25 protein-coding genes are annotated in these 25,943 nt (G+C 70.8%); 9 read left to right on the top strand and 16 right to left on the bottom strand.

Annotated elements, in window-relative coordinates; all coding sequences use genetic code 11:
* Nucleotides 1-13: 13 nt before the first annotated feature.
* From EAH86_RS13805 to EAH86_RS13790, 4 genes are read right to left on the bottom strand one after another with little or no spacing between them, the layout of a single operon-like run.
* Nucleotides 14-808 (bottom strand): esterase/lipase family protein, encoded by a 795-nt coding sequence (locus EAH86_RS13805; RefSeq protein ID WP_206665831.1) that lies wholly within the window; start codon nucleotides 806-808, stop codon nucleotides 14-16.
* On the bottom strand, nucleotides 805-2,385 hold the full coding sequence (locus EAH86_RS13800) for a WS/DGAT/MGAT family O-acyltransferase (RefSeq protein WP_140741684.1): 1,581 nt from the start codon (nucleotides 2,383-2,385) through the stop codon (nucleotides 805-807). Before EAH86_RS13800 ends, EAH86_RS13805 begins: the two co-directional genes overlap by 4 nt.
* Nucleotides 2,386-2,394: 9 nt before the next feature.
* Nucleotides 2,395-4,560, bottom strand: coding sequence for a molybdopterin-dependent oxidoreductase (locus EAH86_RS13795; RefSeq protein WP_140741682.1), 2,166 nt, complete (start codon nucleotides 4,558-4,560; stop codon nucleotides 2,395-2,397).
* Nucleotides 4,557-5,591, bottom strand: coding sequence for an alpha/beta fold hydrolase (locus EAH86_RS13790; RefSeq protein WP_140741680.1), 1,035 nt, complete (start codon nucleotides 5,589-5,591; stop codon nucleotides 4,557-4,559). The genes EAH86_RS13795 and EAH86_RS13790 overlap by 4 nt, the downstream gene beginning before the upstream one ends.
* A gap of 127 nt (nucleotides 5,592-5,718) precedes the next feature.
* Between EAH86_RS13790 and EAH86_RS13785 the strand changes: the two genes are divergently transcribed.
* Both EAH86_RS13785 and EAH86_RS13780 read left to right on the top strand, forming a co-directional pair.
* The gene (locus EAH86_RS13785; protein ID WP_140741678.1) at nucleotides 5,719-6,282 is read left to right on the top strand and encodes a GNAT family N-acetyltransferase; all 564 of its coding nucleotides are present in this window, start codon (nucleotides 5,719-5,721) and stop codon (nucleotides 6,280-6,282) included.
* A 42-nt stretch (nucleotides 6,283-6,324) separates the two neighbouring features.
* Complete coding sequence (locus EAH86_RS13780; protein WP_140741676.1) at nucleotides 6,325-8,301, top strand: thioredoxin domain-containing protein; 1,977 nt, start codon at nucleotides 6,325-6,327, stop codon at nucleotides 8,299-8,301.
* Here the strand turns inward: EAH86_RS13780 and EAH86_RS13775 are convergent.
* Genes EAH86_RS13775 through EAH86_RS13760 form a run of 4 tightly spaced genes read right to left on the bottom strand, consistent with a single transcriptional unit; the run spans nucleotide 8,279 to nucleotide 11,697 of the window.
* On the bottom strand, nucleotides 8,279-8,899 hold the full coding sequence (locus tag EAH86_RS13775; RefSeq protein ID WP_241668362.1) for a histone deacetylase: 621 nt from the start codon (nucleotides 8,897-8,899) through the stop codon (nucleotides 8,279-8,281). The two genes, EAH86_RS13780 and EAH86_RS13775, sit on opposite strands and share 23 nt — an antisense overlap.
* A 14-nt stretch (nucleotides 8,900-8,913) precedes the next feature.
* The gene (locus EAH86_RS13770) at nucleotides 8,914-9,684 is read right to left on the bottom strand and encodes an FAD:protein FMN transferase (protein ID WP_241668361.1); all 771 of its coding nucleotides are present in this window, start codon (nucleotides 9,682-9,684) and stop codon (nucleotides 8,914-8,916) included.
* Nucleotides 9,681-10,229 carry an FMN-binding protein gene (locus EAH86_RS13765; protein WP_140741674.1) on the bottom strand — a complete coding sequence of 183 codons (549 nt, stop codon included), beginning with the start codon at nucleotides 10,227-10,229 and terminating at the stop codon, nucleotides 9,681-9,683. The genes EAH86_RS13770 and EAH86_RS13765 overlap by 4 nt, the downstream gene beginning before the upstream one ends.
* A 10-nt stretch (nucleotides 10,230-10,239) precedes the next feature.
* Nucleotides 10,240-11,697 (bottom strand): ferredoxin reductase family protein, encoded by a 1,458-nt coding sequence (locus EAH86_RS13760; protein WP_241668360.1) that lies wholly within the window; start codon nucleotides 11,695-11,697, stop codon nucleotides 10,240-10,242.
* A 146-nt stretch (nucleotides 11,698-11,843) separates the two neighbouring features.
* On the opposite strand from EAH86_RS13760, the gene EAH86_RS13755 reads away from it, so the two are divergent.
* The gene (locus EAH86_RS13755; RefSeq protein WP_140741672.1) at nucleotides 11,844-12,371 is read left to right on the top strand and encodes a maleylpyruvate isomerase family mycothiol-dependent enzyme; all 528 of its coding nucleotides are present in this window, start codon (nucleotides 11,844-11,846) and stop codon (nucleotides 12,369-12,371) included.
* A gap of 75 nt (nucleotides 12,372-12,446) precedes the next feature.
* Here the strand turns inward: EAH86_RS13755 and EAH86_RS13750 are convergent, their stop codons facing one another.
* The 4 genes from EAH86_RS13750 to EAH86_RS13735 are packed head-to-tail and all read right to left on the bottom strand — an operon-like array spanning nucleotide 12,447 to nucleotide 16,482.
* Nucleotides 12,447-13,139 carry a nucleoside/nucleotide kinase family protein gene (locus EAH86_RS13750; RefSeq protein ID WP_241668359.1) on the bottom strand — a complete coding sequence of 231 codons (693 nt, stop codon included), beginning with the start codon at nucleotides 13,137-13,139 and terminating at the stop codon, nucleotides 12,447-12,449.
* A complete protein-coding gene (locus EAH86_RS13745) occupies nucleotides 13,136-13,918 on the bottom strand; it encodes a TSUP family transporter (protein WP_140741670.1) in 783 nt (260 codons plus the stop codon). Before EAH86_RS13745 ends, EAH86_RS13750 begins: the two co-directional genes overlap by 4 nt.
* Nucleotides 13,919-14,698: an HAD family hydrolase gene (locus EAH86_RS13740; protein WP_140741668.1), complete on the bottom strand. Its 780-nt coding sequence runs from the start codon at nucleotides 14,696-14,698 to the stop codon at nucleotides 13,919-13,921.
* The gene (locus EAH86_RS13735) at nucleotides 14,698-16,482 is read right to left on the bottom strand and encodes a proline--tRNA ligase (protein ID WP_140741666.1); all 1,785 of its coding nucleotides are present in this window, start codon (nucleotides 16,480-16,482) and stop codon (nucleotides 14,698-14,700) included. The genes EAH86_RS13740 and EAH86_RS13735 overlap by 1 nt, the downstream gene beginning before the upstream one ends.
* 181 nt (nucleotides 16,483-16,663) lie before the next feature.
* On the opposite strand from EAH86_RS13735, the gene EAH86_RS13730 reads away from it, so the two are divergent.
* Nucleotides 16,664-17,284 (top strand): pyridoxamine 5'-phosphate oxidase family protein, encoded by a 621-nt coding sequence (locus EAH86_RS13730; RefSeq protein WP_140741664.1) that lies wholly within the window; start codon nucleotides 16,664-16,666, stop codon nucleotides 17,282-17,284.
* A gap of 33 nt (nucleotides 17,285-17,317) precedes the next feature.
* Here EAH86_RS13730 and EAH86_RS13725 read toward each other — a convergent pair whose 3' ends face one another.
* Genes EAH86_RS13725 through EAH86_RS13715 form a run of 3 tightly spaced genes read right to left on the bottom strand, consistent with a single transcriptional unit; the run spans nucleotide 17,318 to nucleotide 18,842 of the window.
* Nucleotides 17,318-17,716: a DoxX family protein gene (locus tag EAH86_RS13725; protein WP_140741662.1), complete on the bottom strand. Its 399-nt coding sequence runs from the start codon at nucleotides 17,714-17,716 to the stop codon at nucleotides 17,318-17,320.
* A gap of 44 nt (nucleotides 17,717-17,760) precedes the next feature.
* Nucleotides 17,761-17,997, bottom strand: coding sequence for a DUF1109 family protein (locus tag EAH86_RS13720; RefSeq protein WP_140741660.1), 237 nt, complete (start codon nucleotides 17,995-17,997; stop codon nucleotides 17,761-17,763).
* Entirely contained in the window at nucleotides 17,997-18,842 is an 846-nt protein-coding gene (locus EAH86_RS13715; protein ID WP_140741658.1) for a DUF4081 domain-containing GNAT family N-acetyltransferase, read from the bottom strand. Before EAH86_RS13715 ends, EAH86_RS13720 begins: the two co-directional genes overlap by 1 nt.
* 217 nt (nucleotides 18,843-19,059) lie before the next feature.
* Between EAH86_RS13715 and EAH86_RS13710 the strand changes: the two genes are divergently transcribed.
* Complete coding sequence (locus EAH86_RS13710; RefSeq protein ID WP_140741656.1) at nucleotides 19,060-20,472, top strand: esterase-like activity of phytase family protein; 1,413 nt, start codon at nucleotides 19,060-19,062, stop codon at nucleotides 20,470-20,472.
* A gap of 3 nt (nucleotides 20,473-20,475) precedes the next feature.
* Here the strand turns inward: EAH86_RS13710 and ispG are convergent, their stop codons facing one another.
* Nucleotides 20,476-21,636 (bottom strand): flavodoxin-dependent (E)-4-hydroxy-3-methylbut-2-enyl-diphosphate synthase, encoded by a 1,161-nt coding sequence (gene ispG / locus EAH86_RS13705; protein WP_140741654.1) that lies wholly within the window; start codon nucleotides 21,634-21,636, stop codon nucleotides 20,476-20,478.
* A 149-nt stretch (nucleotides 21,637-21,785) separates the two neighbouring features.
* Between ispG and EAH86_RS13700 the strand changes: the two genes are divergently transcribed.
* The 4 genes from EAH86_RS13700 (at nucleotide 21,786) to EAH86_RS13685 (ending at nucleotide 25,937) form a co-directional block, all read left to right on the top strand.
* Entirely contained in the window at nucleotides 21,786-23,036 is a 1,251-nt protein-coding gene (locus EAH86_RS13700) for a sensor histidine kinase (protein ID WP_140741652.1), read from the top strand.
* On the top strand, nucleotides 23,033-23,680 hold the full coding sequence (locus EAH86_RS13695; RefSeq protein ID WP_140741650.1) for a response regulator: 648 nt from the start codon (nucleotides 23,033-23,035) through the stop codon (nucleotides 23,678-23,680). Before EAH86_RS13700 ends, EAH86_RS13695 begins: the two co-directional genes overlap by 4 nt.
* Nucleotides 23,681-23,766: 86 nt before the next feature.
* Nucleotides 23,767-24,540 (top strand): ABC transporter ATP-binding protein, encoded by a 774-nt coding sequence (locus EAH86_RS13690; RefSeq protein ID WP_140741648.1) that lies wholly within the window; start codon nucleotides 23,767-23,769, stop codon nucleotides 24,538-24,540.
* Nucleotides 24,537-25,937 (top strand): ABC transporter permease, encoded by a 1,401-nt coding sequence (locus EAH86_RS13685; protein ID WP_140741646.1) that lies wholly within the window; start codon nucleotides 24,537-24,539, stop codon nucleotides 25,935-25,937. The genes EAH86_RS13690 and EAH86_RS13685 overlap by 4 nt, the downstream gene beginning before the upstream one ends.
* The last annotated feature ends 6 nt before the right edge of the window (nucleotides 25,938-25,943 follow it).

Here is a 25,943-nt window from a genome sequence, read left to right as displayed (position 1 = left end):
GGCCGCGTGCGGTTCAGGCAGGTCGGTCGGTCACGAAGAGCGCCCGCAGGCGCCGCGGTGCGGTGAACGGGCGCCAGTGCAGCGGGTCCTGGGCCAGCCGGTCGGCGATCACCCACAGGGCCGTCGGGTTGTGCCCGAAGCCCAAGTGCGACGCAGGGATCGCGATGCTCTCGCGCCGGTCGGTCACGTCCTCGCGACAGACCCGCCACGACACGATCCCGTCCAGCCGCGAGTAGATCGAGGTCGTGGGGACGTCCGGCGCAGCTGTGACACCAGGACCTCGGCCGGTGGCCGGGACGTAGTGCCGGCGAGACAGCATCCGGTATGCCGCGTCGGCGTGGGTCTGTCCGGGCACCTCTGTGGCATAAGGGCTTCCGAGCGTGACCACCTGCCGGACCTGCTCGGGTAGCCGGCTCGCGAGCGCCCGGGCGTAGATGCCACCGAGACTCCAGCCGATGACCGACACGGGCTGGTCGTACCGGTCGGAGAGCTCACGCAGCCTGTCGGGCAGCCGTCGGACGACGTCGCTCGTCGGGCCGACGTTCAGGCCCATCCCCCACCCCGCCGTGCGGTAGCCGAGCCGGGTGAGGAACCGGCGAAGCACCAGGGTCGAGGCGTCGGAGGCCAGCAGGCCGGGGACCACGAGGACCGGGTGGCCGTCGCCCCGAGGCGCGCGGGCCAGCTGTGGTGCCGACACGGTCAGGGCCCCCAGCTCCAGCACACTGCGCCACGGCTCGGTGAGCAGCAGCAGCGAGGAGGGACGGCCGCCGCTGGGGAGGCCGCCGTTTCGGGCTCCGGTGGGGCTCACGAACGCGGCGTCCGCTTGGTCGTGCCAGTCCGCTTGGTCGTGCCGGTCCGCTTGGTCGCTGCCGTGTTCTTCGTCGCGGCGGTGCGCTTGGTCGTGGTCCGATTGGTCGTGGCCGTCGTTTTCCCAGCGCCGGTGCCCTTCGCGGGTGCTGGCATGGCCGGGCTCACGGACGGGGCGGTCGAGGAGACGGCAATGGCGACGAGCTCGTTGAACCCGGCCCTGATCCCGTCGGCGATGACGTCCACGTCGGGGAAGCTGTCGAAGTCCGCGGTGATCCCGAAGCTGAAGGTGTCGAGGTAGGAGAAGATCCCGGTCGCCACGCGCACCCCTGCGAAGACCGGGACGTAGGGGTGCGACTTGATGAGCTGGTGGCCCAGGAGGTAGAGCGGGACCCGCGGTCCGGGGACGTTGGTCGTCCCGGTCTGGGTGAGCCTGTTGGGCACGTGCGACATGGACCGGGCGCCGAGCGCGAGCAGCGTCGGCGAGGCGTAGTCCGCGAGCCCCACGATGGCAGCGGCATCCACGGCGCCCATCCCCCGCTTGTTGCGGTCCATCTGCTCACGGATCAGGGTCAGCCGATGGGTCGGGTCGTCCTCGGCGACCGGAAGGTCGACCACGACGCTGGTCACCTGGTTGTTGAGCTGTCCCCGGCCGGACGCCTGCCGCGTCGACACCGGCACCAGCGACCGCACGACCATGTCCGGGACCAGCTCACCTCGCCCCGCCACGAGGTCTCGGTAGCCGCGGGTGACCGCCGCGAGGATGACGTCGTTGACGGTACCGCCGAGGGCAGTGCGGATCGTCTTGACCTCGGCCATCGTGGCCTCGGTCCAGACCCAGCGCCGGTTGGGTCCGAGCGGGCCGTTCATGCTCTTGGGTGTCGGCTGGCCGCGTCCGGGGATCATCTGGGCGATCTGTTGCGGGACAAGCTCTTTCGCTGCCACCCCGACTCCAGCCAGCGCCATGGGCACCTTGCTGAGGTCCGACAGGCTGGGCACCCCGATGGCCTGGAACGGCTCCTGGACGAAGTCGCGCAACGATCCCGCGGTGAGGGCCAGCGTGGACGGTGCTGTGGATGGCACCCAGGCGGAGGGTTCGTGACGGACCGGGTCAGGCTCGAGGTCGAAGATCACCTGCATCAGGTCGGTGCTGCCCTCGCCGTCGATCATGCAGTGGTGCGCCTTGGAGATCAGCGCCCAGCGGTCGTCCTCCAGCCCCTCCACGAGCCAGGCCTCCCACACCGGCTTGGTCATGTCGAGGCGTTGGGCGAAGACCCGTCCGGCGAGGTTGCGCAGCTGCTCGGGCCCGCCCGGCTTGGGCAGTGAGGTGTGCCGCACGTGGTAGAGGATCTGGAAGTGCGGGTCGTCGACCCAGATCGGACGGCCCACCTGGAACGGCACGGTCTTGATGACCTGCCGGTAGCGCGGGACCTGGTCCATCTTGCCCGCGAGCAGCCGGACGAGGTCGCCATAGGCCGGTGCCGGTCCTTCGAGGACGGCCACTCCCCCGACGTGCATGGGGGTGTTCTCCCCCTCCATGTAGTAGAACATCGCGTCCATCGCGCTCATCCGGTCCATGACGACTCCTCAGGCTGGGCTGACGGTGATGGGGATGCCGTTGAGGGCGGCGGTCCCGGTGAGGACATCCACGAGCAGGTCGTCTGCGAGGACATTGCTGTTGACCCCGGCGTGGGCGGCGGCGACGGCGGTGCGGGCACCGGGCGTGCTGTGGCCCCAGCCGTGCGGGATGCTCACGACGCCCGGCCGCACGGTGTCGGTGACCTGGACGGGGACCGTGACGGACCCGGCCCTGGAGCGGACGACCGCGTCGCCGCCGTCGTGCAGGCCGAACCTCGCCGCGTCGTCGGGGTGCACGTGCGCCGTGCAGGTGTTGGCCCCCCGCACCAGTGGCGTCAGGTTGTGCATCCACGAGTTGTTGGAGCTGAGCTGGCGCCGGCCGATCAGGACCAGCCCCTCGACGGGTGCGGTGTCGAGCAGGGACGCGAGCCGTGGGACGTCGCCCGTGATGGCGGGCGCGGTCAGCTCGATCGTGCCGCTGGCGGTGCGCAACACCTCGGGGACCCGTGGGGCCAGGGGCCCGAGGTCGACGCCGTGTGGTGCGGCCTCCAGGTCCGCGAGGGTGAGCTCGTAGGGTCCACCGCGCAGCATGAGGTCGAGCAGGCGAGCCGGCCCGCGTCGCGGAGAGCTCACGGCCGGGTCCAGCCCGTACCTCGCGGCGGTCTGCGCGGCCATCAGGTCGTCCAGTGCCTCGATGTCGACGTTCGCCCCCTGCCCGGCGGCGATCCCGGCCAGTCGCAACAGGGTCTGCCACTCCTGGGGCTGGTCCATCTCGACGGCGGCCGGGCTCCAGTTGGCCATGTTGCGCACCGACAGCTGGGTGAAGGTCACGTCGTAGTGGTCGCGCTCCAGCGGCGGCGGCCCGGGCAGGATGACGTCGGCGTGCTCGCTCGTCTCGTTGAGGTAGACGTCCAGGGACACCATGAGGTCGAGGGTCTGTACCGCCTCGCGCAGCCGGTCCGCGTTGGGGGTGCTGAGGCACGGGTTGCCGCCGACGACGACCAGCGCTCGCACCTGGCCCTGCCCCGGGGTGAGGATCTCCTCCGCCAGCGTCGCCACCGGCAGCTCCCCCATGACCTCCGGCAGATCTCGCACCCGGCTGCGCCAGCGTCCGTGTCGCCACACCCTGCTCGGCGGACCACCTTGTGCTGGGACGCTGTTCGTCTGTCCTGCCGCAGCGAGCGGGAACATCGCGCCGCCGGGACGGTCGAGGTTGCCGGTGATGACGTTGAGGACGTCGACGAGCCAGCTCGCCAGGGTGCCGAAGATCTGGGTGGTGGTGCCGATCCGCCCGTAGACGGCAGCGCTCTCGGCAGCGGCCAGCTCCCGCGCCATCCGCTCGATGTCGCTGGCCGCAATGCCGGTGTGCGCCGCGACGGCATCCGGGGTGAACGGGGCGGCCAGCCCCGCGAGCGCGTCGAGCCCGGTCACGTGGTCGGCGAGGTGACCCAGGTCGGCAAGTCCCTCGCGCAGGATGACGTTGACCAGCCCGAACAGGAGCAGGGCGTCGGTTCCCGGCCGGATCGCATGGTGCTCGTCAGCGGCCTCCGCGGTACGCGTCCGTCGCGGGTCGACGACGACTACCTTCCCGCCCCGGTCGCGGATCGCCTTGAGCCGACCGCGGGCGTCCGGGACGGTCATCAATGATCCGTTGGACACCAACGGGTTCGCGCCGAGCAGGAGCAGGTGGTGGGTGCGGTCGAGGTCCGGCACGGGGATGCTCATCGGGTCGCCGAAGAGGTAGCCGGACGAGTAGTGCTTGGGCAGCTGGTCGACGCTGCCGGCGGTGTAGATGTTGTGGCTGCCGACAGCCCGGTAGAACGCTCGGCCGTAGAGCATCACCCCGAGGTTGTGCGACGACGGGTTGCCCAGGTAGAACGCGACCGCGTCCGACCCGTGCTCCGCGATGAGCGGCGCCAGCCGCCGGTCGACCTCCTCGAACGCCTCGTCCCAGCTCACCTCGTGCCATCGGCCGTCGCGCTTGACCATCGGGTGCCGCAGCCGGTCCGGGTCCTCGTGCAGTGCCTTGAGCGAGGCGCCCTTGGGACAGATGAACCCGTGTGAGAACGCGTCCTCGTCGTCGCCGCGCACGGACCTGATGGCCTTGCCCTCGAGAGTCACTGCCAGCCCACAGGTCGCTTCGCACAGCGGACAGGTGAGGTATGCCGTGGTCATGGGCGCCGGGTCGATGCAGGCTTGGGTGCGCGGCTGGTTTTCGTCCTGGTGGCAAGCCGGGGTGTGGACTCGGGAGCTGGGGCGAAGTCGTGCTCACCCAGCCAGGCGATCACCCGTTCCCGGACCAGCTCGGGCACCTCGAGCTGCGGGGTGTGCCCGACGCCGGGCAGGAACATCGTCTCCCAGGAAGGGTTGTCCGCAGCGACGGCTCGACCGGCGGCGATGGACACCAGCCGGTCCTTCTCCCCGTGCACCAGCAGGACCGGCTTGTCGATGCTGCGGATCAGCGACTGGTAGCGCCGTGGTGCGGCGAGCACCTTCATCAGGGAGCGTGCGGCGCCCAGGAAGGCCGCCTCCTGGCCGGGCACGGTCCGCCGCTCCCCGGCCAGGACCACCCCCGCGTCCACGACGGCCGGGTCGGCGCGCTCCGGGTCGGCGAAGCAGAGGTTGACGACGCCCTGGACCCGTTTGCGGTCACTGGTCCGTCGCGTCATCAGCTCCATGTAGCGCTCACCGAGGAACGGCGTGGCGTAGAGCAGGAAGGTCCCGCTGACGGCCAGGTCGGGACGCTGGCGCGGGACCGGGATGGACGGGTCGATCAGCACGAGTCCCTCGACGAGCTCCGGGTGGGCGCTCGTCATGAGCAGCGACACCATGCCACCCATCGAGTTGCCGACCAGGACCGCCGGGCGTCCGACGACCTCCCTGACGAACCGTGCGACCAGGTCGGCGTTGGCGTGTACCGAGGTGGAGCGGTTGGTCCCGGGTGTGAGCCCGAACCCGGCCTGGTCGATGGCGTAGACGTGGTGGCGCTTGGCGATCCCGGGCGCGATGCCGACCCAGTTGAGGTGCGAACCACCGAGGCCGTGGACCATGACCACCGGAACTCCCGCGCTGGGGTCGTCGGACTGGTCCGGCCCGCCGTAGTCGACCCAGTGCACCGGGCCGCCGAGGTCGGTGACCCATCCCGTACCGCCCCAGGGCGCGACCAGCTGGAGGCCCGCCGGCCGCGATGCCGTCTGTGCTGTCACAAGTTGCTCACCATCCGCGCAGCCTCACGTCCGGAGCTTGCAGAGGCGCCTCGCGAGGTGAAGAAATTGGGTCATCACGCACGACCGACCCTAGGCGTCGGCCCCACCTCCGGCAAGGACCCTCCCCATGACCGAGCTCCACACCGACCGGCTGATCCTGCGGGACTGGCGCCCTGAAGACCGCGCGCCGTTCGCAGCGCTCAACGACGACCCTGCAGTGATGGAGCACTTCCCGAACCACCTGAGCCCGGACCAGAGCGACGCGATGGTCGAGCGGATCGCCACCTTCCTCGACGAGCACGGCTGGGGGCTGTGGGCGGTCGAGGTGGCGCAGACTGGCGAGTTCATCGGCTTCACCGGGTTGTCCGTGCCGCGGTTCGAGGAGCACTTCACGCCGTGCGTCGAGGTCGGGTGGCGGTTGGCCAGGTCCTCGTGGGGGCACGGCTACGCCACCGAGGCCGCCCGCGCATCTGTAGCGCACGGTTTCGGCCCGCTGGGACTCGACGAGATCGTCGCCATGGTCGTGCCGGACAACACCCGCTCTCAGGGAGTCATGCGCAAGCTCGGGATGACCCGCGACGAGGACGCCGACTTCGACCACCCCCTGATCGCGGATGGCAGCCCGGTCAGGCGGCACCGCCTCTACCGGCTGGGTCGTGACGACTGGGCGGTGTCCCAAAAGGCCTCCTGAGCCACTCGACACGGCCGCGAGCACGCGGCATACGGTGGGCGCATGGCCAACCGCCTCGCGCAGTCCACCTCCCCCTACCTGCTTCAGCACCAGGACAACCCCGTCGACTGGCAGGAGTGGGGCCCCGAGGCGTTTGCCGAGGCGAGGCAGAGGGACGTGCCCGTGCTCCTCTCGGTGGGGTATGCCGCGTGCCACTGGTGCCACGTCATGGCGCACGAGTCGTTCGAGGACGACGACGTCGCCCGGGTGCTCAACGCGGGCTTCGTCGCGGTCAAGGTGGACCGCGAGGAACGCCCCGACATCGACGCGGTCTACATGGCAGCCACCACCGCCCTGACGGGGCACGGCGGCTGGCCGATGACGTGCGTGCTCACGCCCGACGGCGACCCGTTCTTCGGCGGCACGTACTTCCCCAAGGGGCAGTTCCTGCAGCTCCTCGCCGGGGTCACCGACGCGTGGACCAGCCAACGCGACCGGGTCCTCGAGAGTGGTGCCCACATCGCTTCGCGGCTGCGCGAGCTGGCCGCCCCCGTCACTGGCCAGCCCCTGGACGAAGCCGCACTCGAGCAGGCTGCGGTGCAGCTGCGAGGCCAGTTCGACCACGCCGCAGCGGGTTTCGGCGGTGCACCGAAGTTCCCTCCGTCGATGGTGCTCGAGTTCCTGCTGCGCCACCACGCCCGGACGGGGTCGGCTGACGCCCTCGCGATGGCCTCCAGCACCTGCGAGGCGATGGCGCGCGGCGGCCTTTACGACCAGCTCGGTGGCGGGTTCGCGCGCTACTCGGTCGACGCGCGCTGGGTGGTGCCGCACTTCGAGAAGATGCTCTACGACAACGCCCAGCTGCTGCGCGTCTACACCCACCTCCACCGCGCCACCGGCGACCCGCTCGCTCGCCGGGTGGCGCTGGAGACGGCCGACTTCCTGTTGCACGACCTGCGCACCGACGAGGGTGGCCTCGCCTCGGCGTTGGACGCGGACACGGACGGCGTCGAGGGCCTGACCTATGCGTGGACGCCCACCCAGCTCGTCGAGCTGCTCGGCGAGGAGGACGGTGCTCGGGCGGCCACCCTGCTCAGCGTCACGACGACGGGCACCTTCGAGCACGGGTCGTCCACGCTTCAGCTGCTGGCCGATCCCGACGACGCCGTGTGGTGGGCTGAGGTGCGTCAACGGCTGTTCGACTCACGACAGACGCGACCGCAGCCAGGGCGGGACGACAAGGTCGTCACCTCGTGGAACGGCCTGGCCATCGCCGGGCTCGCCGACATCGGGACCCTCCTCGGGCAGCCCGATCTCGTCGAGGCGGCCCGGGTGTGCGCCGAGTTCGTCGTCTCGACCCACCTCGTCGAGGGGCGCCTCCGCCGGACCTCGCGTGCCGGCGTCGTCGGCACCGCAGCAGGTGTGGCGGACGACTACGGCAACCTTGCCGAGGGACTTCTAGCCCTCCACCAAGCCACCGGCGACGCGAAATGGCTTGCGGTTGCACAGGATCTGCTCACGACCGCCGTCGACAGGTTCGGCGCCGAGGACGACGGGTTCCACGACACCAGCGACGACGCGGAGGCGCTGTTCACCCGCCCGCGCAGTGCCGCTGACAACGCCGAGCCCTCAGGCCAGTCCGCCCTGGCGGGTGCCCTGCTCACCTGCTCGGCCCTCACGGGAGACCCGGCGATGCGCGCGCGAGCAGACGCAGCCCTCGCCGCCTCGGGACAGCTCGCCGCCCGGGACCCTCGCTTCGGTGGCTGGGCGCTGGCAGTGGCCGAGGCCTCGATCACCGGCCCCTTGCAGGTGGCCATCGTGGGCGACGGCCCAGCCGCTGACGAGCTCGCCGCTGTGACGCGCCGGTCGGCGTCACCCGGGCTGGTCGTGGTGCACGGCGAGCCGGATGCGCCCGGTCACCCCCTGCTCGCCCAGCGCCCGCTCGTGGAGGGCGCGGCGGCGGCATACGTGTGCCGTGGCTTCGTGTGCGACGCCCCCGTGACCGACGTCGCGGCGCTCACTGCCGCGCTGGCTCGCTGACGAGGTCCGCGAGCGCGGTTGCGTCCCAGCCGGGTTGAGTACCCGGCCGCGCAAGCAGGTAGGCCGCGATGTCCTCGTCCGACAGCTCGTGTGCCTCGCGCAGCCCCTCGGCGATCATGCGAAGATAGGCTGGCGCTGGCGAGTTGTGTTGCAGCCCGGCCGGATCCGGGGTGGTGAAGGTGAGGACCGGCGCACCCTCGAGCTCGCCGACGAGGTGCAGGGTCTCGTACCGACCCGGCCCGACCTCGTCGCGGGAGTGCTCGAGCACCTGCGACAGGTCGAGGTCGGCGCCCGGCGGGCGGTGCATCTCCTGGGCCGCGACGTCGGCAAACTGCTGCTCGGTGACGAGGTAGGCGCGGGCCAGCGTCGCGCCGGCCACCGCGGCGTCGTAGAAGGCGATCCCGCCGCCCCACGTCGGCGACTCCCACGCGAAGAACATCTCACCCGGCAGGGTCAGCGCCCGGTCGTCCTCCGGAGGGTTCTGGCTGCGCGCGCCCGGGTAGGTGCGGCTGGCGCCCTCGGGGCGTCCACCGCTCAGGTAGCACTGGAACCGGTCGCTGGACAGGTTGCTGCCGTAGCTCGCGTACCAGACGTGCACACCCCCAGTTTCCCTCAGAGCAAGAGGGACCGGTATGCCGGGTCGGCAGCTGCCAGCGCCGCCTCCCCTGCCTGCGGGTCCACGAAGAGGGCCGTCGCCCAGACGTCTGCCCACAGCAGGGCGGGTCCCCAGACGGTCGCCGAGCCGTCCCGGGAGATGGACGCACCGGTCCGTGGGTCCACCACATGTGCCCCGCGGGCCGCTGCGCCCGAGGTGGCAAGACCGCCGACACGCAGCGGGATCGTCGCCGCCACGACGCCCGGAGCCCGCGGGTCCTCGATGCCGACCTGCCAGGTGCTCGGTGAGGTCCCGCGCCCGGTCCCGGCGAGCAGGTCTCCCCCGGCGTTGACGCACCAGGAGATCCCCCGGACGTGGCGCAGGTGCATTGCCGCCTGCTCGACGGCCCAGCCCTTGACCAGCCCTGTCGGGTCATAGCCGGCCGCACCGTAGGAGGCACTGAACAGTCCTGCGGTCCGCTGCTCCGCCTCGGCACACAGATCCTCCACCTCCGCGAGCCACGGATGTGCCCGAGCCGGGTCGAGGTCGCCCCGCCGGACCCGCATCAGGTCGCTGTCCGCACGCCAGGTGCTGAACACGCCGTCGGCCCGGCGCAGCACGGCGAAAGCCTGGCCGACGGCGGTCCTGACCTCGTGGCCGTCGAGCACGTCGGGCCGGGCAGCACGCACATGGATGGAGACAGGCAGTCCCATGACCTGCTCGACGAACGCTCGACGGGCGGTGTCCGCCGGGGTGTCTGGAGCTGCCGGGACGCCCACGGTGCTCACAGGTGAGCCTGGTCGATCGCGGACTGCAGCGACGAGAGGTAGCCGTCGGACGTCACTGTCGCACCGGACACCATGTCGATGTTGGCACTCTGTTGCTGCACGACCTCCTGGCCGAGGATGGGCAGGGCCACGGAGTTGATCTCCTCGTCCCGGCCGTTTCCACTCGGGTACACCACAGCCTCGGAAGCGGTGATCTTGGCGTTCTTCACGGTGATCTGGACCTGCACCGGCCCCCACCGGGTCTGCACCGAGTCCCCGGTGTACGTCTTGGCCGTCGACGAGCTCCCAGAGGAGGAGCTCCCGGACGACGAGGTGCCGGACGACGAGGTGCCAGAGTCCGTCGTGCCAGAGTCGGTCGTGCCCGAGCTCGTCGTACCGGAGTCGGCGCTCGACGACCCGTCGGTGGAGGAGCCCGCTGCCGCCGGCGCCTGGACCGAGGTCCCGGCGGCCAGCGTCGTTCCCGAGCCGGCGGTGGACGTGTGGTAGCTGAACAGCAGGACCAGAGTGGTCAGCGTGGACAGGGCCCAAAGGGTGATGCGTCGCATGGGGTGGCTCCTAGTACTCAAAGCGTTCGAGGTGGACGTTCTCGGCCGGGACACCGCAGGCGAGGGCGGCCCGTCGGGCGGCCTCCATCCAGGCGGGGGCCCCGCAGAGGAACACGTCCCGTTCCGCGACGTCCGGCACGAGCTGCGCCAGCGCGGCCGCATCGGTCAGGTGGGCCGCCGTGGCCGGTAGCCAGGTGTCCCTCCCGGGCACGCGATGGCCTTCGACGGTGACGTACCGGGCACCGCGGTCGGTGGCGATGCGGAACATCTCCTCGCCGAGCACGAACTGTTCGCGCGTGCTCGCCCGGTGGATCACGACCACCTCACCGGGGTCCTGCTGCAGTCCTTCGAGCAGGGCTCGGATGGGGGTGATCCCGATCCCGGCCCCCATGAGCAGGACCTTGCGCCGGGTGCGGACCCCGGGATGGAGGCGGCCGTAGGGCCCTTCGACGAGGACCCGCGTGCCCGGCCGTAGGTTGGCGAGTCGCTGCGTCCCGTCACCGACGTGCGCCGCCGTGACCCGCAGGTGCCTTCCGTCCGGCGCCGCCGACAGGGAGTAGGGGTTGGCCCGCGTCCAGCCGGGGCCGTCGACGAACCGCCACTGGAAGAACTGGCCCGCAGCGGGCCGCATCCTGGCCACGCCGGGGCCACCGACGACGACGGTCGTCACTCCGGGCGCCTCGTCGTGGACGGCGACGACCCGCAGGGGGGCTCGCAGCGAACGCACCAGGGGCAGCCCTACCCGGAAGACGAGCACCGTCGCGGCGCACCCGGCATACAGACTCCACCAGAAGACGGTCGACGCGGTCGAGGCGAGGAACTCCTGGCCGGTCCACAGCTGGTGCGGCAGGGCGAGACCGGCACCGAGGTAGCCGTACAGGTGGATCAGGTGCCACGACTCGTAACGCAGCCGGCGCCGGGCCCGCTTCACCGAGGTGACCACGACCATGCACAGCGCGACCGTGCCGGCGATGGCCAGCAGCATCCCGGGGTAGTTGAGGGTGAAGTCGACGATGGTGCCCCACAGGCCCAGCGGTGAGGCGGCGGCATACCCGAGGGTGATGAGCACGATGTGCGCCCACAGCAGGTTGAACGACGTGAAGCCGACCAGCCGGTGGGTGCGGGCGAGCTCGTCCTGCCCCCACGCCTGCTCGAACCACGGCACCCGCGCCATCAGGAAGACCTGGACGAGCAGCAGGGCCGAGGCGATGAGGCCGGTCAGTCGACCGAGGCTGGTGAGTGCGTCGCCGAGCGACCCGAGGTCCTGGATGCCGCCGTGCTGGACCCAGAGCGCGGTCACCCACAGCTGCACCAGCCAGAACGCGCTGACCGAGGCGTCGCGCCACCAGCGCGGCACGGCGCGAGCGGCCGGGACGGCGTGGGTCGGCAGCACATCGTGAGCGTATGCCGGGTGGGCCGGGTCCGGAGGTGATGGCAGCGTGGTGTGCGGTAGGTCGATGGTGGTCACATCGAGAACTGTGGATCCGGAGTCTGGGTGTTTGCTGTGGAACAGCCATGACCCGCGCGTGACTGTTTGTGGCTGGGTCGTGGCTGGGTCGTGGCTGGGTCGCGGGTGCTTGTCCGGGAGGGCCGATCCGTGGTTGCGTGGGCGACATGGACACCACCCGAGCAGACCTCTCAGCCCTCGATCGCGGACTCACCCAGCTCGGGACCCTCGTGGAGTCGGTGCAAGCCTCCGACTTCGAGCGCCCCACGCCCTGCGACGACTGGACGGTGCGGGAGCTCCTCGGCCACGTCCTCCAGGGACCGGCGAACTTCGCCACCTCCGTCCGCGGGGGAAAGCCGGACTGGTCGGCCGGTGCGGAGCTGCCCGACGACTGGGCCGCCACCTTCGCCTCGCACGCCGACGACCTGCGGGACGCGTGGGGCGAGAACCCCGACAAGGAGCCGGGCCCGGACTTCCAGACGGGCGAGCTCGCCGTGCACGCCTGGGACCTCGCCACGGCGCTGGGGAAGGACAGCGCTGAGCTCGACCCCACGGTGGCCGAGCGGGGCTGGGCCGTCATGTCGGCCGCGCTCACGCCGGAGAACCGCGGCAAGGCCTTCGAGCCGGCCCGGGCGGCACCGCAGGACGCGGATCCCTACCAGCGACTCGCGGCCTTCGCCGGTCGCAAGGTCTGAGCCCGGGCCGTCCGAGCAGGGCCGTCAGCCCGGCCCCCTCCCCCTTGCCCAGCGGTCTTTGCAGGATCCGCCACGTCAGGGAGTGGCGGATCCTTCAAAGACCCGGCCGTCGACGAGGACCACGTCAGCCTCGTGGCGGCCGGTGACGACGAGGCGCGCGTTCGCCTCGTCGGAGCGGTGGACCCAGGCGGCAGCGTCGTCAGCCTGGCGCCCGGACAGGACGTGCCGCTCGATGAGGCGGCTGCGTCGCTGTTCGTCACCGAGGTCGCAGAACCACACCTCGTCGAGCTGGGCACGGACCGTGGGCCAGCCTCCGTCCGGAAGCAGCAGGTAGTTGCCCTCCGTCAGGACGAGGTCGGCGTCCTTGGGCACCTCGATCGTGTCAGGAGCCGGTTCACCCACAGCGTGGTCGAAGCTCGGCGCCCGCAGCGCGGCCCGCGGGAGAGATCGCGCGGTGGCGAGGGTCGCGGCATACGCCTCGACGTCGAAAGTGTCCGGGGCTCCCTTGCGGTCGCGACGACCGAGGCGGTCGAGCTCGGCGTTGGGTAGGTGGTAGCCGTCCATGGGGACGTGGGCGACGCGTCCCGCGAGGCGCGGGTCCACCGCGGCGGCGGCGAGCACCGCCAGGACGACAGTGGTCTTACCTGCTCCCGGTGCACCACTGACGCCCAGGATGCGGCGGCGGCGCTGGGTGCCCTCAGAGGTCGCAGCGGCTCCGACGAGCGCGGCACAGCGGTCGAGCAGGCGCGGGTCGGCGTACGGCCTCACGACCAGAACCCCAGCACGGAGCCGCCGATCCTGATGATGAAGGCGACGAGCACGACCACGAACACTACGCGCACGAACCGGCTCCCCCGGGCGACCGCCGTCCGCGCCCCGACGTACCCGCCGGCGATGTTGGCCACCGCCATGACCGCGCCGATCTTCCACATGACGTGGCCGCCGGGGATGAAGACCGTGAGCGCTCCGAGGTTGGTGGCGAAGTTGGCGATCTTGGCCTTGGCGCTCGCCTCGAGGAAGGCGTAGCCCATCAGCCCGACGAGCGCGAAGACGAGGAACGAGCCGGTGCCGGGTCCGAGTGCGCCGTCGTACACCCCGATCACGAAGCCGGTGATCATCGCGATGACGGTGTGCCGGTGTCCGTCGAACCGCAGCGCCGTCTCGTGGCCGAGCGACGGCTTCGCCACGGTGTAGGCACCGACGACGACCAGCATGACGAGGATGATGGGGTTGAACGCCGTCTTGGGGATGTGCAGGCCGATCAGTGCGCCACCCACCGCGCCGACATAGGCTACGGCGGCCATCGGGAGCGCGGTGCGCAGGTCGGGACGGACCCTGCGCCAGTAGGTGATCGAGCTCGTCGTGGTGCCGAAGATCGAGGCGATCTTGTTGGTTGCGAGCAGCTGCGCAGGGCTCGCCCCCGGGAAACCGAGCAGCAGGGCGGGCAGCTGCACCAGTCCCCCACCACCGACGACCGCGTCGATCCAGCCCGCACCGAAGCCCGCGAGGGCCATCAGCAGGATCGTCGTCAGGTCGAGGTCGGCCACCTACCGCCCCAGCCAGCCGTCGACGATGCCGAGGATGTCGAGCAGCTCGTGGGCCCGGGCGTCCGGGGTCACGTCGACGGCGACCTGCTGGCCGACCGGGATGTCGCTGTGCGGGATCCAGATCGCCCGCATGCCGACCTGTTGCGGCCCGTGCACGTCCTCGTAGAGCCGGTCGCCGACGTAGACCGCGGCTTCGGGCTGCACGCCGACCGCCGCGCACGCCGTGCGGAAGGCATCCGGGTGGGGCTTCACGACGTGGATCTCCGAGGAGTAGACGTCCCCGTCCACGAGGTCGAGGACGCCGTCGCGCTGGAAGACCCCGCGGTGGTAGGCGCGGCTCCAGATCGTGTTGGACAGCACGCCCACCTTGAGCCCGCGGTCGTGCAGCCCCTCCCAGAGCGTCCGCACCTGCGGGTCGGTGTGGGTGTGCGGCTCCCAGAACCCCCGGTAGGCCGCGAGCGCCAGGTGGTGCCGGTCGTGGGCTGGGTCGATACCCGCGTCCGCGAGGATCGCCTCGATCGAGGCACTCTCGTGGGTGTCGCGCCCTCGGGCCCACGCCCGCTCCTCGGCCGCGTGGATCCGCACGGCCAGGGAGTCCGCCTCGGCGAGCTCCTCCGCCGGCATGTGCGGGTCCTCGACCGGGAGGCCGTGCACCTCGCGGGCGAAGACCCGCCACTGCCGCGGCAGGTCGACGTCGTGCCAGGGCGTCAACGTGCCGCCCCAGTCGAAGATCACCGCCTCGAGCGGCGCCCGGGTTGCTCCAGGCTCAGGGCCGGCCATCAGGACGCGGAGCCGCGGACCTCGCGGACGACCTCGGCGACGACGTCGTCGACCGGGACCTCCCGACGTTCGCCGGTGGCGCGGTCCTTGATCTCGACGATGCCGTTCTCGAGCGACTTGCCGATCACCACGATCGTGGGGATGCCGATCAGCTCGGAGTCCTTGAACTTCACGCCGGGGCTGACCTTCTGGCGGTCGTCGTAGAGCACCTCGATGCCCTGCGCCTCGAGGACGCGGGTGATCTCCTCGGCCTTGGCGAAGACCTCCGGGTCGCGGGTGGTGTCCTTGCCGGTGGCGACGACGTGCACGTCGGCGGGGCTGATCTCACGCGGCCAGCGCAGGCCGAGCTCGTCGTGGTTGCCCTCGGCGACACAGGCGACGGCGCGTGAGACGCCGACGCCGTAGGAGCCCATGGTGACGGTCTGCAGCTTGCCGTTCTGGTCCAGCACCTTCAGGCCGAGCGCCTCGGCGTACATGGTGCCGAGCTGGAAGATGTGGCCCATCTCGATCCCCCGGGCGGACTCCAGACCGTGGCCGCAGTTGGGGCAGGCGTCGCCCGGGCGGACGTCCGCGGCCTCGATGGTGCCATCAGCGGTGAAGTCGCGACCCGCCACGAGGTCGATGACGTGCTTGCCGGGCTCGTTGGCGCCGGTGACCCAGCGGGTGCCCTCGGAGACACGGGGGTCGAGCAGGTAGCGGACCTTCGAGGCCGACTCGGAGCCGAGCGCACCCGGCCCGATGTAGCCCTTGACGAGTGCTGCGTTGGCCGCAAAACCCTTCTCGTCAAAGGCTTCCACTTCGGCCGGCTCCACCTGGGCGCCGAGCCGCTTCTCGTCGATCTCGCGGTCTCCGGGCACGCCGATGGCCAGCGGCTCGCGGGTGCCGTCGGGGTGAACGAGGGTGACGATGACGTTCTTGAGGGTGTCTCCAGCGGCCCACGGCCGGTCCTCCCGGGGGAAGTGCGCGTTGAGGTGGGCGACCAGCGTCTCGATGGTGGGGGTGTCGGGAGTGGCTTCCGCGTGGGCAGCCGGCACGTCGGCATACGACACGGCGTCGGGGACCGGCACGCGCACGGCCTCGACGTTCGCGGCATAGCCGCAGTGGGGGCACCGCACGTAGGTGTCCTCACCGTTCTCGGCGGTGGCGAGGAACTCCTCGCTCTTGCTGCCACCCATCGCGCCGGCCATCGCCTGGACGATGACGTAGTCGAAGCCGAGCCGGTCGAAGATCCGGATGTACGCGTCGCGGTGCAGCTGGTAGGCCCTGTCGAGCCCGGCCGCGTCGATGTCGAACGAGTACGAGTCCTTCATCACGAACTCGCGCCCGCGCAGCACTCCGGCTCGGGGACGCGCCTCGTCGCGGTACTTGGTCTGGATCTGGTAGAGCGCCAGCGGCAGGTCCTTGTAGGACGAGTACAGGTCCTTGACCGCGAGGGTGAACATCTCCTCGTGGGTCGGCCCGAGCAGGTAGTCGTCGCCCTTGCGGTCCTGCAGCCGGAAGATGTTGGGGCCGTACTCGTTCCAGCGACCGGTGGCCTCGTAGGGCTCGCGGGGCAGCAGTGCCGGGAAGAGCAGCTCCTGCGCGCCGATCTCGTCCATCTCCTGGCGGACGATGGTCTCGACCCTGCGCAACACCCGCAGGCCGAGCGGCAACCAGGTGTAGATGCCGGGGCTGACCCGCCGGATGTAGCCGGCCCGCACGAGCAGCCGGTGGCTCGGCACCTCGGCATCGGCCGGATCCTCGCGAAGGGTTCGCAGGAACAGGGTCGACATGCGCAGAGCCACGTGGCACTCCTCGGTTGGCGGACAACCCCCAGAGGATATCGGTGGGTATGCCGCGGGCTCACCATGGTTTCCGTCAGGCACCCTGGCGGGGCGCCTCGGGTCGAGTCTTTGAAGGATCCGCCACGTCCGGACGTGGCGGATCCTTCAAAGACTCGGAGTCGGCGAGTGGCAGAGTGGAGCCATGGCGCAGCCGACCCGCATCGAGACCGTCGACCAACTCGTGGACCTGCTCGGGGAACCGCTTCCCCGCGTTCGGGACAAGGCCCGCCCGGCCCTGCACGACCTCGACCGCGACTGGCTGGCGGCCTCTCCGTTCTGCCTCGTCGCCACCTCGGACGAGCAGGGCCGCTGCGACGTCTCGCCCAAGGGTGACCCCGCGGGCTTCGTGAGGGTGCTCGATGACACGACCATCGCCATCCCCGAGCGCCGCGGAAACAAGCGCGCCGACGGCTACAAGAACATCCTCGCCAACCCGCACGTCGGCCTGCTGTTCCTCATCCCCGGGCGCGGCGACACGTTGCGCATCAACGGTCGCGCCCACCTGGTCTCGGATGCTCCGTGGTTCGACGACATGGTGGTCAAGGGTCACCGCCCGGTGCTGGCCCTCGTGGTCGAGATCGACGAGGTGTTCGGGCACTGTGCCAAGGCGTTCATGCGCAGCCAGCTGTGGCACCCGTCCACGTGGGACCCGCTGGCCGTGGGGTCCAGGCCGGAGATCGCCAAGGCCCTGGAGCGACCCGAGGACACCATCGAGGAGCTCGAGAAGTACTACGGCGAGCAGTACTCGACCGGGTTGTACTGAGTCTCGGTCGTACTGAGGCCAGCCGCGGCGGGGTCAGCGACCGGCGGCCTTGAGCGCCGTGCGGATCAGCGGGAGCTGCATCGGCAGCCGCGCGAGCGTGCCTGCGAAGGCGGCCTGCGCCGCTGGGGTCCCCTTGCGCTGGGCGCGCTTGCCGTAGTTGGCGCTCATCTGGACGTTCCCCGGCAGGATCGCGAGCAGCAGGGCGGCGCTGGCCAGGCCGGCATACCTGCGGGTGCGCGGGTGGAGCAGGCCAGCGGCGCAGGCGAGCTCGGCGATGCCGGAGACGTAGATCAGCTCGCGCCGGCGGGGCAGCGAGCTCGGCACCAGCGGTTCGAACACCTCGGGCTTCACGAGGTGGGTCGTCCCCGAGGTGATGAACAGGCCGGCGAGGGCGGCGATGTCCTTGGTCAGGGGTGCGACGGTGCGAGGCATGCCGCCCATCCTGTCAGGGCCGAGTGGTCGGACGACCCGCCGCGTCAGTCGCCGCGGTGCTCGCGCAGGTAGGCCAGCCGCGCCCGAAGGCAGAGCCCGAACGTCACGGCACCCACGACGATGAGCACGAGCCCCACCCACCACCAGGTCCGGTCACCGGCCTGCCCCGGCACGAGGATGACGAAGGCGCCGAAGGCGGCCAGCGATCCCGTCATCCACAGCAAGGCGTTGCCGGCGGCCGGGGTGTCCGGGCGCGGTTCGGACTGGAGGGCGGGGTCCATCAGAGCAGGACTGTCGAGAAGGTGCCGACGTCCTCGAAGCCGACCCGGGCATACGTCGCCCGGGCACTCTCGTTGAAGTCGTTGACGTACAACGTGACCCAGCGCGCGCGGGTCTCCATGACCTGCTCCACCACCGAGGCCATGAGCGGCACGGAGAGCCCCTGTCCGCGCAGGTGCGGCGCGAGCCAGACCCCCTGGAGCTGGGCGCAGCCGAGCGCGACGGAGCCGACATCGGCCTTGAAGATCACCGCCCCGTCCTCGATGGCGATGAAGGTGTGCCCCCGGTCGATGAGGGCCAGCAAAGCCGACCGGTATGCCGCGCCGGAACCGGTGTAGGGCGGGTAGCCGATCTCGCCCTCGAACATGTGCGCGGCGGCGGGCATCACGAGGTCCACCTCGTGCTCGCGGGCGGGACGGACGCGCGGGTCCAGCTCCACACCGAGCGCGGAAGGGCGGTCCATGCTGCTCATCAGGGGCTGGCTCGCCCGCACCGCGCGGGCCGGCCCCCACGCCGGCGCGAGGTGCCGCCACAGCTCTGAGACCTGGTCGGCCGGGCCGAGGATCGAGGCACAGTGCCGACGCCAGCGGCGGACCCGGTCGGCGAAGAAGTTGATGGTCTCGTCGTCGGCCTCGACCGGGACCAGGTTGGCACTCGACCAGCAGAGCGCCTCGAGACTGCCGCCGACCTTGTGGCCGAGAACGGTGCCGGGCTGGGTGCTCAGCACTCCCTCGAGGAGGCGGGCGGCGACGAACACGTTCGCCGGCAGGTTCCGCGCACACACCTCCAACGCGGCGTCGCGGTCCGAGGGCGACAGCGCGTGGACCGGGTTACGAGTGCGCAGCACCCCGTCAGCCTAGGCGGTGAGGTGGCCCTTCCGCCGCCTATCCCCAGAGGTCGTCCTGCGGTCCACAGGCTGTGGCCGGGACAGCCACAGAGTCGGGCCTGCGGGGTGACGACCTCACAGCACCTGGACCGAGATCGTCGAGAAGCCGCAACTCCCTGCGGACCCACGAGCCGCCTGCGCTCGTGCGAGAGCGACGAGGACCACACAGGAGACCATCATGACCACGACCGACCGGGCCCTGGCAGCCCCTCCTCCCATCTGCCGCCGCGATCCGCGGACCCGTGCCGCGTTGGCGCAAGCCGGGTGGACGCGAGCCGGGTGGACTCGCACGACGGGACGCGCAGCTGCCGCGGCGCTCGTCGCCACCGCCCTCGCCTCATCGCCCAGCACGGCCACTCCCGGCGCCGGGGCCCTCAACGCCGACCCGGATCCGGCGACGACGGCCGCACAGTCCCGGCTCGTGGGGCGTTCGTCCCTCCCGGCGGAGACCTATCGACCGGGTTCCGCCCGCTCTGGCTACTTCCAGACCGGGACGACTGCGGTTCCCCGGCCCTACCCCGCTCAACCGGTGCAGGGGTTCTCGGCGATGCACCGCAACGCCGATGGCAGCTACCTCGTCATGACCGACAACGGTTACGGGCAGAAGGGCAACAGCCAGGACTTCGAGCTCGTCGTGAACCGCATCCGACCTGACACGGCGACGGGAACGACGGCCTACCTCGGCCTGCAGTTCGTCCTCAGCGATCCCGACCACCACGTCGACTGGACCATCTGGCGGGACGCGGGCTGCGCGGCTGCCACCGGCCTGCCCGCCGGCTACACGTGCCCCGCGAGGGACCGGGTGCTGACCGGCTGGGACTTCGACCCGGAGTCGATGCAGGTCGCGCCGGACGGGACCTTCTGGTTCGGCGACGAGTTCGGGCCGTTCCTGCTCCACGCGGACGCGCATGGTCGGCTGCTGGAGTCCCCCATCCCGACGCCAGGGGTGAAGGCGCCGCAGAGCCCGAGCCTCGCAGCCGGCGAGGAGCCCAACCTCGCGTCGTCCCGCGGGTTCGAGGGGATGGCGATCTCGCCCAACGGCCAGCGGCTCTATCCGATGCTCGAGGGGTCCCTCGCCGAGGACAAGGCTGCCGGGCTCGGCTCCGACCTGCGCATCTTCGAGGTCAAGGTGAACCAGGACCTCGGGGCCCAGTTCACCGGTACCTACTGGCGCTACCGCCTCGAGAGCCCCGGGGACTCGATCGGTGACGCGATCGCCATCGACGACCACGAGCTCCTGGTCGTTGAGCGCGATGCCGGAGCAGGCCCGAACGCACACTTCAAGGCGGTCTTCACCGTGGACCTCAAGGACCGGGACCACGACGGGTATGCCGACAAGCAGCTCCTGGTGAACCTCCTGGCCGTCCCCGATCCGGCCAACGTCGGCAAGCTCGGCGCGTTCTTCCCGTTCGCCTTCGAGACCATCGAGGACCTCGCGGTCGTCGACGACCACACCATCGCCGTCATGAACGACAACAACTTCCCGAACACCGGTGGCCGGTCAGCGGTTCTTCCCGACCCGAACGAGTACATCGAGGTCGCCCTGGACCAGCCGCTGGGTGTCGACCCGCGGTTGTTCCCCGCGGGCTGACGGTCAGCCGACGGTGACCGAGGGGGCGCCCGCGCTCTCCTCGGTCATCGGCTCGCCCATCTCGTCGGCGATCCGCATGGCCTCTTCGATGAGGGTCTCCACGATCTGGCTCTCGGGCACGGTCTTGATGACCTCGCCCTTGACGAAGATCTGGCCCTTGCCGTTGCCCGACGCCACGCCGAGGTCGGCCTCGCGCGCCTCGCCGGGGCCGTTGACGACGCACCCCATGACGGCCACGCGCAGCGGAACGGTCATGCCCTCGAGCCCGGCGCTCACCGCGTCGGCCAGCTTGTAGACGTCGACCTGGGCGCGCCCGCACGAGGGGCACGACACGATCTCGAGCTTGCGCGGCTTGAGGTTGAGCGACTGCAGGATCTGGTTGCCGACCTTCACCTCCTCGACGGGAGGTGCCGACAGCGAGACGCGGATGGTGTCGCCGATGCCCTTGGACAGCAGGGCGCCGAACGCGGTCGCGGACTTGATGGTGCCCTGGAACGCTGGCCCCGCCTCGGTGACCCCGAGGTGCAGCGGCCAGTCGCCCCGCTCGGACAGCATCTCGTAGGCCTTGACCATGACCACCGGGTCGTTGTGCTTCACCGAGATCTTGAAGTCGTGGAAGTCGTGCTCCTCGAACAGGGACGCCTCCCAGACTGCTGACTCGACGAGCGCCTCGGCCGTGGCCTTGCCGTACTTCTCCAGGAGTCGCGGGTCGAGCGAGCCGGCGTTGACGCCGATCCGGATCGAGACGCCGGCGTCCTTGGCTGCCGCGGCGATCTGCTTGACCTGGTCGTCGAACTTGCGGATGTTGCCCGGGTTGACGCGCACTGCTGCGCAGCCCGCGTCGATGGCCGCGAAGACGTACTTGGGCTGGAAGTGGATGTCCGCGATGACGGGGATCTGGGACTTGCGCGCGATGGTGGGCAGCGCGTCGGCGTCTTCCTGGGTCGGGCAGGCCACCCGGACGATGTCGCACCCGGACGCGGTCAGCTCGGCGATCTGCTGCAGCGTCGAGTTGATGTCGGTCGTCTGGGTGGTGCACATCGACTGGACCGAGATGGGGGCGTCACCGCCGACCTCGACCTTGCCGACCTTGATCTTGCGCGTCTTGCGCCGCGGCGCGAGCACGGGCGGGGGAAGGGCCGGCATACCAAGTCCAACAGTCATGCGGCCCATTATCCGGTATGCCGGCCCTGCGTCTCCCCGCGCACCCCACCGCGTCCCCGTGGTCGCCCTCGTAGGGTCCGTCCCAAGGTGTACGCCCCGTCGTTCTCGAGGCCGATTCGTCAGCCCATTCGTGGGCCTAGCCTTGACCGGTGACCGATGTGTGGGGAGACGACCGGCCAACGCGCCGGCAGATCGCCTTCGACGTCGGTACCGGTCTCCTCTTCTCAGCCGTCATGGGACCCCTGCACGGCAGCCTGGGGACCTCGGCCGCGATCTCGGCCGGCCTGCTCGGACTGGCCCTGGCCGTCCGCCGGCTGTCGTGGCAGGCGATGTCGACGGTCGCCGTTGCCAGCGCCATCCTGCAGGTCGTCTCGAGTCAGGTGGCCTATGGGGCCGACCCCGCGTATGCCGTGCTGTTCTTCGCGCTCGGTGCGAGCCGAACGTCACGGGTCCGGCGATGGGGCCTGGGTTGCGCGGCACTGGCCACTGCGGTGGCAGGGGTGTTCATGGCGGCCCAACCCCACCCCACGGCATCCATTGGGTCGACGGTCGCGCTCTCCGCCGGCTTCGCCGCGCTGACCGCGGTCGTGACGGGTGGCGGCTGGGTGGCCGGCTACGTGCGGTGGCAGAACCGCCAAGGCGTGCAGGCCCGCGTCGACGCACAGCTGGAGGCGGCCGAGCGGCGACGCCTGAGCGGGCTGTACGACCTCGAGCAGGAGCGACGTCGAATCGCCGCCGACATGCACGACGTCGTCGCCCACTCCTGGGCCGTCGTGGCTGCCCAGAGCGACGGAGCCCGGTACGGACTGCGGAACGACCCGGTGGGTGCCGAGCGCGCCCTCGAGGTGATCGGCGAGACGGCGCGAACGGCGATCAGCGACCTGCGCACGATCGTCGCGCAGCTGCGGGACCCCGAGCTGGCACCGAGTACTCCGAGCATCGCCCAGCAGACCGATGTGCTGGAGCGCATGCGAAGGTCGGGGATGGATCTGGACTTCCGCGAGGTGGGCACGCCGGACCAGTCCCCCCTCATCGCGCTGACCGCCCACCGCCTCCTGGGCGAGTCCCTGACCAATGCCCTGAAGCACGGCGACCTGGCCGCACCCGTGCAGGTCGAGCAGGACTGGACCGACGGCTACCGTCTCACCGTGACCAACCGCCTGCGTCAGCACGACCAGCCCTCGGTGGCCGCGGACGGCCAGATGCTCCCGGAGCCCGACAACGGCGCGCAGCGCGGCACCGGGCACGGCCTGGTCGGCATGTCCGAGCGCACCACGGTGGCCGGTGGCACCTTCTGGGCAGGCCACGAGGCTGGGTCCTGGGTCCTCCAGGCGCACCTCCCCACCACCATCACCACGTCCGAGGCAGCCACCCGCGACCCGAACGGCGCGGGCGCGTGACGATCCGGGTGGCACTGGTCGACGACCAGGCGTTGTTCCGGGCCGGGATCGCCATGGTCGTCGGCAGCCAGGAAGACCTGGAGGTCGTGGGTGAAGTGGGCGACGGCTCCGACGCGCTCGACCTGGTCGAGCAGTGCCGACCCGACGTCGTCCTCATGGACGTGCGGATGCCTCGACTGGACGGTGTCCAGGCCACTCGACAGATCGTGACCCAGCTCGGCGACCGAGCCCCGCGGGTCCTGGTGCTCACCACCTTCGACCTCGACGAGCTGGTCGCCGACGCGATCGACGCCGGGGCGAGCGGGTTCATGCTCAAGGAGTCGCGCCCCGAGCTGCTCCTTGCCGCGATCCGGGCCGTGGCTGACGGCACCCAGGTGGTCGCAGCGGGTGCCACACAGGCCGTCTTCGAGCGATACCGCAGCCGGCTGGCGGCGGCGCCCGGGGAGGAGTACGAGCGCCTCACACCGCGCGAGCGCGAGATCCTCCTCCGAGCCGCCCGCGGGCTGTCCAACGCGGAGATCGCCGCGGCGGAGTTCCTGTCGGAGGCGACCGTGAAGACCCACATGTCCCGCATCCTGACCAAGCTCGACCTGCGCGACCGCGTCCAGCTGGTCGTCTACGCCTACGAGCACGGCCTCCTCTGAGCCACGCGGCATACCTCTGCGGAGGTATGCCGCGTCGCCCGGTCGCCGGATGTGACGCCTTCCCCACTGTTCGTACGGTGACTGGCATGACATCAACTCCCCTGCAGGACAACGCATCCCAGCCCGTCGTGTCGCTACGGCGGGTGACACGGGCCTACGGCGACGGCCACGGGACGGTGGTCGCCCTGGACGACGTCACGGTCGACATCCGTCGGGGCGAGTTCACGGCGATCATGGGCCCGTCCGGGTCTGGCAAGTCCACCCTGATGAACGTGGCCGCCGGTCTCGACGACGCCACGAGCGGCGACGTGGTGCTCGGCGGGGCCACCCTGTCGCAGCTTGATGACAACGCACGAACCACGTTGCGCCGCAGCCAGGTCGGCTTCGTGTTCCAGGCCTTCAACCTCGTCCCGACCCTGTCCGTGGCCGAGAACATCAGGCTTCCCTTCGAGCTCGCCGGCCGGCGCGTCGACGCCGCGGAGCGCCAGTGGATCGACCACCTCGTGCGCACCCTCGGCCTCGCGGACCGGGTGGGTCACCGGCCGAGCGAGCTGTCGGGCGGCCAGCAGCAGCGCGTCGCCATCGCCCGCGCGCTGGCCTCGCGCCCAGCGGTCATCTTCGCCGACGAGCCGACCGGCAACCTCGACTCGCGCAGCTCGCGCGAGGTGCTCACCCTGCTGCGCACCGCCGCCCGCGAGTACGGCCAGACGATCGCCATGGTCAGCCACGACCCGGTGGCTGCGTCCTACGCGGACCGGATCCTCGTCATCGCCGACGGACGTCTGGTCGCCGACCACGGGGCGCTGTCCCCACAGCAGATCTCCGACCTGCTCATCGGCTTCGAGGTCGGTGCGGCATGACGCGGCGCAACCTCACCCTCGGGTCGCTGCGCGAGCTCGGCACCGTGGGGCTGGTGGCGGCGCTGTGCGGGACATATGCCGCGACCCTCATCACGACCGCAACGATCTTCACGGCCGTGGGCTCCACCGACGACGGGGGCAGCACCGCCGCCGTGTTCCTGTCCATCGTCTCGGGCGTGTTCATCCTCATCGCGCTGTACGTCGGCGCGGTGGTGATCGTCAACGCCGTCGACACGGTCATCTCCGGACGGCTGCGGCACATCGCCCTGCTCCGGCTGCTCGGCGCCAGCGGCCGGGACCTGCGCACGTCGGTCATGCGCGGCACGGCCACGGTGGGCAGTGTAGGAGCGTCCTCGGGCATCCTCGTGGGGACGGGGATGACGCACCTCGTCCGTGTCATCCTCGTCCGACGCGGAACCCTGCCAGAGGCGGCCTACCCATGGTTCAGCCCCCAGCTGCTCGGGGCGTTCGGTGCGATCGTCCTGGCGGCCACGGCTGCCGGGTGGCTGGGTTCGCGTGTCGTCCTCAAGGTCTCCCCTGCCTCCGCGCTGGCAGGAAATGCTGCACACCGGCCCGAAAGGCGGAAGGCGTCCTTGGTCAGGGCAACGCTCGCCACGATCGTCATCGTCGGCGGTCTGCTCGTCCTCGGACTGGGTGGGCTGTTGGGAGAGACCAACCCAGGGGCCGGCTTCGTCGTGGCCTTCTTCGGAGCGGCCGGCTCGGCCACCGGCTTCCTCATCGGTGCGAGGTTCGTGATCCCCGGGGTCGTCGCGCTGTGCAGCCGACTGCTGGGCAGTGACCCATCCAGTGTGGTGGCGCGCCGGAACGCCGTCATGGACCCGCTGCGGACCACTCGGGCCACGATGGGACTGGTCATCGGAGTCACCCTCGTGACGACCTTCGCCTCCGGGACCTCTGCCCTTCGGGCCTCGGTCGCGGCCTGGGAGCTCGACCCGACCCGGCGCGCCGAGGCCACCCAGATGCTGGGGGTCACCTCCACGGTGCTCATCTGCATCATCGTCATCTCGTCGATCATCGCCGCGGTCGGGTTTGTCAGCACCATGTCGCTCACCGTCATCCAGCGCCACCGCGAGATCGGCCTGTTGCGGTCCCTGGGCTTCACCCGCCGCCAGGTGCGGACCATGATCACCAAGGAGTCGGTCGCCCTCTCGGCATCGGCTGTCACCTTCGGCATCCTGCTCGGCCTGCTCTACGGCACCGTCGGGGCCCAGTCGCTCGTGGGCTCGCAGACGCAGGGCATCGTCTGGGGGCTTCCGTTCCAGGCCTTCGCGTTCATCGCCGTCGCCGGTCTGGCTCTTGTCCTGGTCGCCTCGCAGCGGCCCGCCCAGCGTGCCGTCGCAGTCGCCCCTGTCGAGGCACTGCGCATGGATGGGTGAGGCGAG

The sequence above is a fragment of the Pedococcus bigeumensis genome, assembly GCF_006438965.1.
Classification (GTDB): domain Bacteria; phylum Actinomycetota; class Actinomycetes; order Actinomycetales; family Dermatophilaceae; genus Pedococcus; species Pedococcus bigeumensis_A.
This window is presented reverse-complemented; position numbering and strand designations above follow the sequence as displayed.

Excerpts from the sequence above, each read along its gene's own strand:
- EAH86_RS13710 (WP_140741656.1), top strand. The coding sequence starts at position 19,060 with ATGACCACGACCGACCGGGCCCTGGCAGCCCCTCCTCCCATCTGCCGC.
- ispG (WP_140741654.1), bottom strand. The coding sequence starts at position 21,636 with ATGACTGTTGGACTTGGTATGCCGGCCCTTCCCCCGCCCGTGCTCGCG.
- EAH86_RS13720 (WP_140741660.1), bottom strand. The coding sequence starts at position 17,997 with ATGGACCCCGCCCTCCAGTCCGAACCGCGCCCGGACACCCCGGCCGCC.
- EAH86_RS13765 (WP_140741674.1), bottom strand. The coding sequence starts at position 10,229 with ATGCGACGCATCACCCTTTGGGCCCTGTCCACGCTGACCACTCTGGTC.
- EAH86_RS13725 (WP_140741662.1), bottom strand. The coding sequence starts at position 17,716 with ATGCCTCGCACCGTCGCACCCCTGACCAAGGACATCGCCGCCCTCGCC.
- EAH86_RS13780 (WP_140741676.1), top strand. The coding sequence starts at position 6,325 with ATGGCCAACCGCCTCGCGCAGTCCACCTCCCCCTACCTGCTTCAGCAC.
- EAH86_RS13740 (WP_140741668.1), bottom strand. The coding sequence starts at position 14,698 with ATGGCCGGCCCTGAGCCTGGAGCAACCCGGGCGCCGCTCGAGGCGGTG.
- EAH86_RS13755 (WP_140741672.1), top strand. The coding sequence starts at position 11,844 with ATGGACACCACCCGAGCAGACCTCTCAGCCCTCGATCGCGGACTCACC.
- EAH86_RS13800 (WP_140741684.1), bottom strand. The coding sequence starts at position 2,385 with ATGGACCGGATGAGCGCGATGGACGCGATGTTCTACTACATGGAGGGG.
- EAH86_RS13785 (WP_140741678.1), top strand. The coding sequence starts at position 5,719 with ATGACCGAGCTCCACACCGACCGGCTGATCCTGCGGGACTGGCGCCCT.
- EAH86_RS13685 (WP_140741646.1), top strand. The coding sequence starts at position 24,537 with ATGACGCGGCGCAACCTCACCCTCGGGTCGCTGCGCGAGCTCGGCACC.
- EAH86_RS13690 (WP_140741648.1), top strand. The coding sequence starts at position 23,767 with ATGACATCAACTCCCCTGCAGGACAACGCATCCCAGCCCGTCGTGTCG.
- EAH86_RS13795 (WP_140741682.1), bottom strand. The coding sequence starts at position 4,560 with ATGACCACGGCATACCTCACCTGTCCGCTGTGCGAAGCGACCTGTGGG.
- EAH86_RS13730 (WP_140741664.1), top strand. The coding sequence starts at position 16,664 with ATGGCGCAGCCGACCCGCATCGAGACCGTCGACCAACTCGTGGACCTG.